Source organism: Klebsiella sp. Lac1, from assembly GCF_009825425.1.
GTDB lineage: Bacteria > Pseudomonadota > Gammaproteobacteria > Enterobacterales > Enterobacteriaceae > Klebsiella > Klebsiella electrica.
Genome location: NZ_VJZJ01000005.1, coordinates 109,793 through 121,623, shown reverse-complemented (window position 1 = coordinate 121,623; position 11,831 = coordinate 109,793). Strand labels below are relative to the sequence as shown.

The 11,831-nt window shown below is 51.0% G+C and carries 14 protein-coding genes and 1 pseudogene; 7 read left to right on the top strand and 8 right to left on the bottom strand.

Annotated elements, in window-relative coordinates; translation table 11 throughout:
• Positions 1 to 100 precede the first annotated feature (100 nt).
• The 3 genes and pseudogenes from FNY10_RS26235 to FNY10_RS26225 all read left to right on the top strand — a co-directional run.
• Positions 101 to 463 (top strand): annotated as a pseudogene (locus FNY10_RS26235) (OsmC family protein); the annotation flags it as partial.
• 141 nt (positions 464 to 604) lie between these two features.
• Positions 605 to 1,186, top strand: a complete 582-nt coding sequence (locus FNY10_RS26230) for a TetR/AcrR family transcriptional regulator (protein ID WP_020277920.1) — start codon at positions 605 to 607, stop codon at positions 1,184 to 1,186.
• A 4-nt stretch (positions 1,187 to 1,190) separates the two neighbouring features.
• Complete coding sequence (locus FNY10_RS26225) at positions 1,191 to 1,529, top strand: carboxymuconolactone decarboxylase family protein (protein WP_020277919.1); 339 nt, start codon at positions 1,191 to 1,193, stop codon at positions 1,527 to 1,529.
• Positions 1,530 to 1,558: 29 nt separating this feature from the next.
• Here the strand turns inward: FNY10_RS26225 and FNY10_RS26220 are convergent, their stop codons facing one another.
• Positions 1,559 to 1,888, bottom strand: a complete 330-nt coding sequence (locus FNY10_RS26220; protein WP_002431133.1) for a thioredoxin family protein — start codon at positions 1,886 to 1,888, stop codon at positions 1,559 to 1,561.
• Positions 1,889 to 2,101: 213 nt separating this feature from the next.
• Between FNY10_RS26220 and FNY10_RS26215 the strand changes: the two genes are divergently transcribed.
• The 3 genes from FNY10_RS26215 to FNY10_RS26205 all read left to right on the top strand — a co-directional run bounded on the left by FNY10_RS26215 (position 2,102) and on the right by FNY10_RS26205 (position 4,814).
• On the top strand, positions 2,102 to 3,208 hold the full coding sequence (locus FNY10_RS26215) for an alkene reductase (RefSeq protein ID WP_006687059.1): 1,107 nt from the start codon (positions 2,102 to 2,104) through the stop codon (positions 3,206 to 3,208).
• 65 nt (positions 3,209 to 3,273) lie between these two features.
• Positions 3,274 to 3,975, top strand: coding sequence for a DsbA family oxidoreductase (locus tag FNY10_RS26210; RefSeq protein ID WP_020277918.1), 702 nt, complete (start codon positions 3,274 to 3,276; stop codon positions 3,973 to 3,975).
• 65 nt (positions 3,976 to 4,040) lie between these two features.
• A complete protein-coding gene (locus tag FNY10_RS26205) occupies positions 4,041 to 4,814 on the top strand; it encodes an SDR family NAD(P)-dependent oxidoreductase (protein ID WP_020277917.1) in 774 nt (257 codons plus the stop codon).
• A 185-nt stretch (positions 4,815 to 4,999) separates the two neighbouring features.
• Here the strand turns inward: FNY10_RS26205 and FNY10_RS26200 are convergent, their stop codons facing one another.
• From FNY10_RS26200 to FNY10_RS26175, 6 genes are all read right to left on the bottom strand, one after another.
• Positions 5,000 to 6,076 carry a MalY/PatB family protein gene (locus FNY10_RS26200; protein ID WP_020277916.1) on the bottom strand — a complete coding sequence of 359 codons (1,077 nt, stop codon included), beginning with the start codon at positions 6,074 to 6,076 and terminating at the stop codon, positions 5,000 to 5,002.
• Between the two features lie 199 nt (positions 6,077 to 6,275).
• Entirely contained in the window at positions 6,276 to 7,301 is a 1,026-nt protein-coding gene (locus tag FNY10_RS26195) for an ExeA family protein (RefSeq protein ID WP_369892573.1), read from the bottom strand.
• The gene (locus tag FNY10_RS26190; RefSeq protein ID WP_033488203.1) at positions 7,234 to 8,895 is read right to left on the bottom strand and encodes an IS481 family transposase; all 1,662 of its coding nucleotides are present in this window, start codon (positions 8,893 to 8,895) and stop codon (positions 7,234 to 7,236) included. The genes FNY10_RS26195 and FNY10_RS26190 overlap by 68 nt, the downstream gene beginning before the upstream one ends.
• A complete protein-coding gene (locus tag FNY10_RS26185; protein WP_021242984.1) occupies positions 8,879 to 9,439 on the bottom strand; it encodes a recombinase family protein in 561 nt (186 codons plus the stop codon). The genes FNY10_RS26190 and FNY10_RS26185 overlap by 17 nt, the downstream gene beginning before the upstream one ends.
• A gap of 338 nt (positions 9,440 to 9,777) precedes the next feature.
• On the bottom strand, positions 9,778 to 10,254 hold the full coding sequence (locus FNY10_RS26180; protein ID WP_001567386.1) for a DM13 domain-containing protein: 477 nt from the start codon (positions 10,252 to 10,254) through the stop codon (positions 9,778 to 9,780).
• A gap of 92 nt (positions 10,255 to 10,346) precedes the next feature.
• Positions 10,347 to 10,613 (bottom strand): DUF1471 domain-containing protein, encoded by a 267-nt coding sequence (locus tag FNY10_RS26175; RefSeq protein WP_001567387.1) that lies wholly within the window; start codon positions 10,611 to 10,613, stop codon positions 10,347 to 10,349.
• Positions 10,614 to 10,753: 140 nt separating this feature from the next.
• Between FNY10_RS26175 and FNY10_RS26170 the strand changes: the two genes are divergently transcribed.
• Positions 10,754 to 11,374, top strand: coding sequence for a TetR/AcrR family transcriptional regulator (locus tag FNY10_RS26170; protein ID WP_001567388.1), 621 nt, complete (start codon positions 10,754 to 10,756; stop codon positions 11,372 to 11,374).
• Positions 11,375 to 11,506: 132 nt separating this feature from the next.
• Here FNY10_RS26170 and FNY10_RS26165 read toward each other — a convergent pair whose 3' ends face one another.
• Positions 11,507 to 11,701, bottom strand: coding sequence for a hypothetical protein (locus tag FNY10_RS26165; RefSeq protein WP_001567389.1), 195 nt, complete (start codon positions 11,699 to 11,701; stop codon positions 11,507 to 11,509).
• Between the last annotated feature and the right edge of the window lie 130 nt (positions 11,702 to 11,831).

Sequence of the window (11,831 nt, the reverse complement as noted above, 5' to 3'; positions counted from 1 at the left end):
GTCACGCTGAAAATGCCGGCCTTTGAATGGGTTCATGTGCAGCTCCATCAGCAAAAGGGGATGATAAGTTTATCACCACCGACTATTTGCAACAGTGCCTTCTAATATCGGTGATGAACCCGCAGGTTTACTCGGCACCGATACCGGCATGAGCCCGACTGAATACATCATGCAGGCGCTGGCTGGCTGTTATACCGCCACCCTTACCATGATGGCTGCTGAAAAAGGGATCGACCTGGACGGTATCGAGCTGGATCTTAATTTCGATATCAACCTCAACGGCTTCCTTGGGCTGGACAGCAACGTGCGTAAAGGTGCGAAATCTATTCGCGTCGATGTTCACCTTACGAGCAAGACCGCCAGTCGCGAGGAGTTAGAAGCGCTGGTCAGCGAAATGCAAAAGAATTCGCCAATCCACGATACTCTGGCTAATCCGGTTGAAATGATTACACGCCTGGCGTGATGTCAGAGATGTAATGCTGCCATTCAGAATGCAGGATGGCAGTGACGTTCAGCTCTGCACGATACTGAGTCAGTGATACAACTTGCTACGGAAAAATAGCAACAATATAATCTATCAACTAGTAGATTATATGGAGTAATTATGACAACCATGACACGGGAACGGCTGCTCAGCGAAGCAGAACACCTGATGCGCGAAAAAGGGTATTCAGTATTCAGCTATGCTGATTTATCAAAAATAGTGGGTATCACCAAGGCCAGTATTCATCACCATTTCCCGACCAAAGATATTCTGGGTGAGCAGGTGGTAATACAGGCGTTCTCTGATACACAACGCGTATTTGAGCAGATAGAGGCGACTGAGAAAAGCGCGGAGAGAAGAATTGCGGCTTACATCGATATCTTCGCGCAAAGCCATAAAGCTTCGCTACTGCCACTGTGTTGTGCGTTGTCAGCAGAGACCGCCAATCTGCCTCAGGCAATTACTGTACAGACATCACTTTATTTCGATATGCAAATCGAGTGGCTCACAAAAGTCGTCAGGGCGGGCATGGAGTCAGGTGAGTTTTCATCCCATGCCGAACCATCAGATATTGCTTTGATGATCATTAATGTCTGTGAAGGCTCAAGCGTAGTGGCGCATGCAACGGCCAGACCCGAAGTCTTCGCCAACAGCCTTAAGTATATAAAACTGCTTCTTAATACCCCTCATTCAGGAGAATGACACTATGCTGGACTGGAACAACTATCGCTCAGAGTTAATGCAACGTTTAGGCGAGTTGGGCAAACTGACCCCCGAGACCATGAAAGGCGTGGTTGCCCTGGGCAACGCAGGTAACAAAACTGACCTTTTGGGCGCAAAAGTGCGTGAACTCATTGCCCTGGCGTGCGCAGTCACAACCCGCTGCGACGGCTGTATTGCTTTTCACGCCGACGCCGCTGTGAAAGCCGGTGCAACCGACGCTGAAATTGCTGAAGCGCTGGGCGTGGCGATTAACCTCAACGCTGGCGCGGCGGTCATTCATTCAGCCCGCACTCTGGATGCCGTCGGTCAGGCACGCGGTTAAGCATTAATAAATTCCACGTTAAAAGGGCATTACTGCCCTTTTTTTATGTCCGCAATAGCCTGAGCATATACCGATGCAGGTTTCACACCCGGTATGCGTTTAACTAATTGCCCTTCATGAAATATCAGCACAGACGGCAGCCCCCAGATCTCGTATTTGGTTGTCAGCACCGGCGCCTGATCTACATTGACTTTCCCCACCTGAATATCTCTATCGAGCCGGTCTGCAAACTGACTGAACATTTCTTCGCTGGCCTGACAGGGCGGACACCAGGGTGCAGAGAAACGTACCACCGATATTCCTTTGTACTGCTCTATCTGGCGGAAATTATCTTCGTTATAAGCTGTTAATGTACGCATGGTGATGACCTCGCAAAATGAGTGACAATTCAGGAATGGCTGCGTTATGACAAAAAAATACGACACACCCATTGACCTACCTACTAGATGGTTGGCATATTGCCACCCATCAGATGTTTATGCAACTCCAGTGCGCGACGTCCAGTCGATGATACTGCCGGGCTGTGCAAATCCCTGCCGGGATACTCCTTTTTGTTTTTTGTGAGGTATACGATGAGTAAGCTTTTCACCCCCTACAATCTGTCTGGCCTGGCGTTAAAAAACCGTGTAGTCATGGCACCGATGACCCGCACCCGCACCATGAATGACGTGCCGGATGAGGTCGTGGCTTTGTACTATGCACAGCGTGCTTCTGCTGGCCTGCTCATCACCGAAGGGATGCCGGTTTCAGAAGAAGGCCGGGGTTACCTTTATACCCCTGGTATCTACAACGACGAACACGTCCAGGGCTGGCGTAAAGTGACACAAGCGGTTCACGCCAAAGGTGGCCGTATTTTCGCGCAGCTCTGGCACGTCGGCCGTATGTCTCACGTCTCTCTTCAGCCAGGCCACATAGCGCCGGTTTCAGCGGGCACCGTTCAGGCGGTCAATACCACCGTTTTTGCGCTGACCGAATCCGGAGAACCGGGCCCGGTTGTACCAAGCCAGCCACGCGCGCTGGAAACGCATGAAGTTAAACGCATCACTGCAGACTTCGTGCACTCCGCACGCCTGGCGATGGAAGCCGGCTTTGACGGCGTGGAAATCATGGCGGCAAACGGATTCATCTTTGACCAGTTCCTCAGTAGCGAACTGAACACCCGCACCGACGAATACGGCGGCTCGGTGGAAAATCGTCAGCGTTTCCTGCTGGAGACCATTGACGCCGTGGCGGAAGCCGTGGGTAACAGCCACGTTGCCGTGCGCCTGTCACCGTTCGGCCGCATTTATGACCTCGCGCCGTATGAAGGTGAAGAGCAAACCTGGTCAGCCATCACCGACGCGCTCGGTCAGCGGGAACTGGCCTACGTACACCTTTACTATCAGCCGGTGTACACCAAAGCGCCACTTCCGGAAGGCTTCCGCCGCCGTTTTCGCAACACGTTTAAAGGCACCATCATCGCTGCCGGCGGTTTTACCCGTGATATCGCAGAGCAGGCTCTGGAAGATGATGAGCTGGATCTGGTGGCATTTGGTGTGCCCTACATCGCTAACCCGGATCTGGTTGAAAGAATGCAAAACGGCTGGCCACTGGCAGAAAGTGACCGCGCCACCTACTACGGCGTCAGTGGTTCCCCGGAAAAAGGCTATACCGATTACCCGGTCTGGCAGGCGCAATAAATCCCATACGGTCGCGGTTCTCTGATAAGTGAGAACCGACCGCCCAACGTCTTTGAGGAATCATTATGCAAACGCTGAAACCCACCCTTACCATCGATATCTGGTCAGATTTGGTCTGCCCGTGGTGCTGGATTGCTAAAAAAAGATTTGAACAGGGTCTGAATCGCTTTGAATTTCGCGACCAGGTGGTGATCCGCCATCACAGCTACCGTCTGGCCGGTGGTACTCCCGCGATGCCTTTTAAGGATGCCATCGTTAAAAAGCTGGGCAGTCAGCATTCAGCGGAGCTGATGATGAATCAGGTGGGCACCGCCGGTAAATCTGAAGGTCTGATCTACAACTTCGACGGCATGATGTTTGGTGATACAGAAGATGCACACACCCTGCTGGTTGCCGCGCGTAAGGCCGGAATTGCGGACACGGTGGAAGAACGTTTTTATCATGGCAGTATCACCGAAGGTCGCTCTCTCTTTGACCGTCAGCAGCTCGTTGCCATGGCCGTAGAAGCCGGTATGCCGAAAGCTGACGCTGAAGCCGCCCTGGAAAATGACGATTTTCGCGCCACCGTTTCCGACGATGAAGCCCACGCACAGTCTATTGGCCTCAGCGGCGTTCCGGTTTTTGTGATGAACGAAAAATATGCCATCAGCGGGGCTCAGGCAGCAGATAACTTTTTGAATGCCCTGCGTCAGGTCTGGGATGAACAGCAAACCGAATTTTCAGCCACTGCGGGTCAGACCTGCGGAACGGATGGCTGCAGTATTTAATCCGTCAACCGCCGGCAGTTTCACGCTGCCGGCAACGTCTTACCCACCAGTAATGGAGTCAGAAAATGAACACTTTTTTCAAAGGTAAAAAACTGCTCGTCGTCGGCGGTACCAGCGGCATGGGCCTGGCCGTGGCACGCATGGTACTGGAAGCGGGCGGCAGTGTCGTGCTGACCGGGAATAAAAAAGACAAAGCCGAAGCGGTGCAAAAAGAACTGAGCCCTCTGGGACCGGTTGCGGTCATCGCGGCGAACCTGATGACCGAAGAAGGTATGGAAACTATCCGTCAGGAAATTAATGCTCACCATCACGATATCAGCCTGATGGTGAATGCCGCCGGTATCTTCATGCCCAAAGGATTTACCGAGCACAGCTTTGCCGATTATGACATGTATCTTTCGCTGAACCGAGCCACGTTCTTTATTACACAGGATGTCGTGAAGAACATGCTCGCCGCGAAGCTCGAAGGGTCTATCGTCAACGTCGGTTCGATTGGTGCTCAGGCTGCACTGGGTGACTCGCCGGCCTCGGCCTATTCAATGGCAAAAGCGGGTCTGCATGCCCTGACGCGTAATCTGGCGATTGAGCTGGCCAGCGCGGGTATTCGTGTCAACGCGGTGTCTCCCGGGATTGTTCATACGCCGATATACGAAGGCTTCATGGACAAAGCGGATATCGCAGATGCTATGAAGTCGCTGAACGATTTCCACCCGCTGGGACGCGTCGGAACTGCCGAAGATGTGGCAAACACTATTCTCTTCCTGTTGTCTGACAAAACCTCATGGGTGACGGGCGCTATCTGGGATGTCGATGCGGGCATCATGGCGGTCAGACGATAACCCCGTGACGCTGGCATAAGCCGCCCCTTAAGGGCGGCATTTTTTTGTCGCCAGACATGTCATCAGCAGGCTTCACTAAGAATATTCACGACCTGTTCATCCGTGCCTTTTGTGTTCCCGGCACAGGGTGTTATGCCGGGTTCTGACGACATCCTGACAGGACAAAACGGCCAGAGAGAAAGGGGTTATACACGATGAGGAGCCGGTATCCGCAGTACCTGTGAAATTCTTTTCATCCCTGCTGTCAGCATACTCCGTGGGCAGGCCAGATTTAACCGGATATATCCGTCCCCATTGTCGACAAACAGCAAGCCCCCTTCAAGAAGGACCCCTGACTCCCGGGCAAAATACAGCGATAAATCCTCACCTGCGGTGTCGGGCAGGTAGCGGCTAATATCTATCCAGGCCAGATATGTCCCTTCGGGGATCGAGAACCTGGTTTCGGGTAAATAGCTTTTGAGATAGTCGTGCAGGTACTGGAAATTGCCGTCAATATATTCCCTCAGATGGACAAGCCAGTCATCACATTCACTCCACGCCGCTTTGTTTGCTGCCAGGCTCAGTGGAGAGATGAACTCGTCGTGTCTGAGACGCCACTCGCTTCTGACACCGGGATCCGGAATAATGATATTTGCCAACAAATTCCCGGCCAGATTGAATGTTTTACTCGAGGACATGCAGGTAATAATGCGTGTAGAATCAGGGAAAAGAGAGGCGGCCGGTGTATGACCGATACCGCTTCGGGACAGGTCGCAGTGAATTTCGTCAGATATCACCCAGATGTCATTGGCCAGGCAAATTTCAATAATCCGCTTAAGTTCATCAGGCCGCCAGACTCGTCCGGTCGGGTTATGCGGATTACACAGGAAAAGAATTTTCACACGTAAATCGGCCTGACTGGCTTTGCGTGCAAAGTCTTCCCAGTCAGGTTCCCAGCCGCCTGCTGATTTTTTTAACGCCGAGTACACCACGCGACGCTGACTGTATTCACCCGCCTTTTTAAACGGGCCATATGAAGGCGTCATAATAAGAATACTGTCATCCATGTCGGTCAGAAGCGGGACGAGACGGTTCAGCGCGGGAATAATGCCCGGAGACAGCACAATGTCTTCCGTTTTGAAACGGTGACCATATTGTCGCTCACACCAGCTGCCAAAGATCTCATAGTATTCTTCGTCGTAGATTTTAGTGTAGCCGAGTATTTTTCTATCCAGACGGTCTCTGATGGCCTGAAGAATCGGCTCTGGTGTGGCAAAAGCCATGTCAGCAACCCAGAGGTTGATTAGCTGTAACGGCTCGCAATCGAAATCCCCCGGGCTCGCAATCAGCGCAATTTTCGGCTCAGATTAAGTGACAATGAAAATCCTCCCGGGCTCACATTAAGTGACAATGAGCTCGCGTTTATCTTTTTCGGCTCGCATTCCATTTCCTTCGGCTCACAATAACTGCAAATGAAATTCGTCATATCGGGAGCCCCACCGCCAGCATCCTGTCCCGCAGTTCTGCTGTTCGAGCAGGGTCGAGCTGATGGTTGAACATGGCCCTGATTTCTGCCGGTTTGGCATCAAACTGCTCCACCATGTCTTTCAGTCGATAACCATGACGCGTTAATGTCGGCTCCAAATCGTCAAGCTGGCGGGAAAGTACCGATTCAACCAGGGCGGCGGTTATCGGCTTTTCTCCCGTCTGATAACCGGCCTCCAGGGCCAGCGTCAGATGTAGTTGAACCTGAAGTGGGGTACGTAGTTTCATCGCCAGCAGGTCGAGGGCGTCGGCGGTCAGAATGTCTTCCGGCTTGCCTTTCCCCATACTGGTTTTCAGTAGCCACTGAATATATTCCCGTTGGCTACCGGTGATCCCATCCAGCGTAAAGATATCCGTGCGATAACCGATCTCCTCCATAGTCGGGCGTCGCAGGTCATTGCGCAGTTTGGGGTGACCGGCCAGAACAACCGACAGCCGGCCGCCACCGTCCTCCACAACTTCCATCAGCCTTTTGAGTCCGATCAGTGTATGCCCGTTCAGGTCATGCGCTTCATCAACAAACAATGCCACTGGCCGCTTTCCTTTTTTGACCAGTTCCTGTAACTCACGCTCGCGTCGTTCGCCCTGTTTGGGGATCTGAACCTGTTTATCCTGCGTCAAATCGTAAAAGAGCGCGTTGATGAGCGTGGCCAGTTTAATATTGTGCTTTTCAATCGACAGGGAGCGAGCTACGGTAATTTTATTTTCCTCCCTGAGACGCTGCTGCAAACGCCGCAGAGTGACTGTCTTGTCGCTGCCAACCACACCACAAACGGCAATTAACCGGCCTTCGTGGATAGCACCGCGGATATCCTTGATAAGCTGCTTATGGTGAGCCGTCTCATAGTAACCGGCCTGATCGATTGGTTGCGCCAGTCCATAATGTTCCATTACCTCAACCCGCATGATCCTCTCCTGATTGGGTGTTGCGGAAATACTCCCTGACCCGGGCAAATACCTCACTGCGGATCAGCGTGTCTGTCAGTACTTGGTCGATAAACGCCTTGTCTTCATCCGATAATTTCGCCAGCGGTGTGGCCAGATCAGCCGCAATAGCCAGCTTCGCTGCCACCGGGGTAGGAAAACAGTATTCAAACGCTGTGGACTCGAAGGGTTGATGTGGCAACACCCGCGTGCTCTGAACGCTATCGGCCACCAGTTTGAGGTCACAACCGGACAGGGCGCTGATAGGTAAGTTCAGTTGCCGAGCCAATGACTGGATACGGTCTGCCCGCACCGCTGCTTTTCCGCGTTTGAATGCCCGATAGCGGTGCAGAGGTATCGGGCCGGAAACAGGAAAATAAGGCCCCCACTTTTCACCGTCAAACTCCACGAACATTTCGTCATCAAAGAGGCCCCACAGCAGGATAACAGTTTCACCCGCCATGTCGGGTTCGACTTCGTAAGCTGTCCCGTCAATCGTTATGCGGGCATCGATACCCACCTTGCGAGACTCCGGCTCCCGGGCAAAGCGACAGTACTGTTCCCAGGTGCACATGTCCTGCACTCCCTTTGGTGGCAAATGCATCAGCCAATCTTCCTCACGGGAATGCTTTTCGCTGCGATGTCGTTGTGCGTTATAGCGTATCAGGTAGTTCCAGAGCCATTCATTCGCCTGCTGTTCAGTCTCCGGCTTATGAAAATGATACAGCGTTTCGTGGGCTTCTTTGACGGAACGGAACGGGCGCTCAACCTTGCCTTTTGACCGGGCTGTGGTGCGGGTGCCATCCTTGCCTGCCGGCATATGTGTCTGCCAGTCAATCTGCAGCGCCTGCATCACATTCTGGAAGACATGGCTTTTCGCCACCGGGCCATTATCGAGGTACAGCATTTTCGGTCGCCCCTGGAGAGACATCTCCGGATGACTTTTAGGCGCCATGGCATTAAACAGAAAACGCAAGGCAGACTCCGCATCTTCGCCATACACACAGCGGTATTCCTGGTAATTAACCCCGCTGCGATCGTCCACCACGCTGAATAACATCAGGGTAGGTTGTCCACGGGCCGGATCAATCCACTCAGGACATTCGATATATTTGAGATCAGAGGGCGACATATCGAACTGCCAGCAGTCATTACTGCACTCAGCCTGGAACCGCGCTGCCGGTGGCTCCCGTAACAGACGTGAGTGATCGAGTCGGAACAGGGACAAATAGCGGTTAACCGTTGGCCTGCGCAACAACCCCTTTGGAAGTTTAACCAGCCCCTGAGTCGTTTCCACACCATGTTCTTCGAGCAACTGAATGGCACGCGTCGTGGACAGATGACGACCGGCTTTATTGGTGGTACGTAATTTCAATGCAGCGATCAGTTCACAATAATATTCGAGTTCGGACGGCGGCAGTATCCGGGGTTTCCCGTGATCACGCCGGTGTGCAATGTGAGGTTTCTGGAAGGCACGGAGTGTACGATAGACGGTGGTGACGGAAATGCAATAGAGTAGCGCCATCGCGGTGATCTGGGCCGCGCGTTCCGGACTTTTTGGTGGCAGACGGTCAAGCCGTTGTCGCAGTTGCAACAAAGAATCGGTTGGAATGGCCTTACGCCGGCTGCTCATCGCGGTCCAGCACACGATAGACCGAGGCTCGACCGATCCCCAGTTGGCGAGAAATCGCCGTTGCGCCCATTTTCTCTTCAACGTACAACCGACGGACCTCAACAGGATCGATGCGCGGTTTGCGCCCCTGATAAACCCCGCGGGCTTTTGCGGCAGCGATACCTTCCAACTGGCGTTCACGGCGCAGGTTGGTTTCAAACTCAGCGAAGACACCCAGCATATCCAGAAACGCCTTACCTGCTGCGGTGCGCGTATCCACAGGTTGTTCTGTTGCCTTGAGGGTAATGCCCTGCTGATTCAGGGCATACACGATATCCTGCAAATCTTTAATGCTACGGGCCAGGCGATCGACTCGCGTGACAATCAGCGTGTCTCCCTTACGCAGAAAATCCAGCAACAGTTGCAGCTCAGTTCGTCCATCGCGGCTGGTCCCGCTCGCTTTTTCTGAACGGATGATTTCGCAGCCAGCGGCGCGAAGCGTCTGTATTTGCAAATCCAGATCCTGGTCGTTGGTTGAAACCCGGGCATAACCGTAAAAAGCCATTGTTATGAAAAATGTCTCGTTAGACTCTAGATGAGGAAAACGTAACATGCAGATGAGACAAAAACAATCCAAATGAGACAGAAAAACTGTCTCACCAAACTGTATGCTTTGGGTGCACCCATAAAATACGATTTTACTCCATGAGATTTGCTGACTGAATTGCAGTACGCCAGACGACCCCATATGGGTAAATGGATATTCCAGTTTATCTATTTTGACAGAGTCTTAAGGTCCGATAGCCTTAATTGCGAGCGTATCCGGTGATCATTGCGCCAGTCACACAGAGAGCGTCATGATCTGTTTGCGAAAATAACTCCAGTAACCCGTGTTTTACCCCACTACCTGTATTGGGCTGAACCAATAAATTGCTCGAATTTTTCGCACCAGATTTGCACAGTGGTGTATTCATCAATATTGACACCATTTGGCAGGTTCTTTTTGAAGTTGCCGTAGTTTTTCAAATCACCTATATATAATGATTCTTCTTTTATTTTTAAAAATGAATTACGATCATCAGCCTGGGTTTTGGTCAGATAGATCTTGTAATCCGGACCTGGAGCAATGCTACCTTCAAATGCGATTTCTTGATCGGAGACATACAGCTTTCCATCAACCCAGTGAACAGCATTACTCCCTTTTTGGTTTTTAAAAAATGCCCCCGTGTAGCGGGCATTATTTTTAACTTCCTTAATTTCATCAGCACTGGAGTTTTTCTCAGCGGTGAGGATAGGCAGTACATAGATACCGACACCGAAACCCACGCCAAATAAAGCCAGGTGCGAAGCAAAAAACAGCGCTTTAATGTTTGTTTTCATAATATTTTCCTTTGCGTATGTAAAAAGCCATAAGGGTTCTGTAGCCACACATCCCTTATGTAACAGATTAACTTGTCAAATTTATGTTGCAGCTAAGCGCCTGCATTGTCGTATAGCGTTGCAGTGGCATATCCATGGGCATTGGTATTTAAATAAGTGATGCGGAAATAATCGGCGCCTGATTTTTCTGCTTTTGCTGCAAGCTTGCTAGTCAACTCATCAATCGTGCCACCTGAAACACTGATGCTCCCAAGGCGAAGCAATTCGCACTGGTGAGAATTGTTGATTTCGGTTGATGCCTGTGTCAGCACGGGCAGGATGCTCAGACTCAATATTGCAGCAATAATGAACTTTCTCATACGCCTATCCCGTTCGTATTTTGTAGTGATCAATAAAAAATATAAGGTAAATATTTCAGTGATGCAATTGTTTTTTAGCGATAACTATAAAACATGATACTATGAACATAATGATTAAGTTAAAAGATAAGGCTATCTCCATGATTGAAAAGAAAAAAACTGGCAGGCCAAAACTCATCTCATCAGATAAGCTGGCGGAGGCGTTATTTCAGGTTTTTGCGCAAAAGGGATATGCCTCAACCTCGATAGCAGACCTGACCCATGTAACCGGAATGAAACCTCCATCGCTGTATCTGGCCTTCGGTAACAAAGAGGGGATGTATGCGGCGGCGCTTATGTATTACCGCCAGCACTGGTTGGGGGGGCTGGAACAGTGTCTGCAGGATCAAACACAAACTTTCGAACAACGGATGCGTCATTTTCTTCATGACGCCTTTACGTTGTTCAGTTGTGACGGTAAACCGTTGGGGTGCGCCATGACCTTTTCCGCACTGGCTTTCCAGATTGATGAAGGAGGCCTTGCCGCACAATTACGCGATGAAAGGCAGGCATTTACCCAGTGGCTGGAAAACGAAGCGCGAGAGGCGCAGCAATGTGGAGAGCTGCCTGCTTACCTTGCTCCTGAAGCGTTTGCCTGTTTTATTATCACACTGGAAAAAGGGTTGGCGTTGACGGCGCTGGAGCGTCCGAAATCTGAGGTGGTGAAAGAGATGATTGAAAGGGTCTTGACAGCCCTGTTTCGCCAGCATAAGAAGCAATAAATTATCTACTGGTGACGCAATGGGAGAATTTTCATTTGCATTTATTGTGAGCCCGAGGCAATGAATGGCGAGCCGGAAAAGATAAACGCGAGCTCATTATCACTTAATGTGAGCCTGTGAGGATTTTCATTGTCACTTAATCTGAGCCGAAAATTGCGCTGATTGCGAGCCCGAAGGATTTCGATTGCGAGCCGTTACAATTAGCCCTTCTGCCGGATACCGCATTGCAAATTCGGACTGTCCCGAAAACAGGTATTCCCGCCAGCCGTCCACGGTGAGACTGTCTGTTTTCTCTCTGCTTACGTACTCATCAAAATCATATTTCATTTCATAAACCTGCCTTAGGTGTAGTCAGAAACGTCGACCTCAGTATTACTGTCAGTCTGATGCCGGAGCGGGAAAACTGGCTCGTGTGATTAACATAAGAGAATCATCACAACTGCATGAATTAATTGCG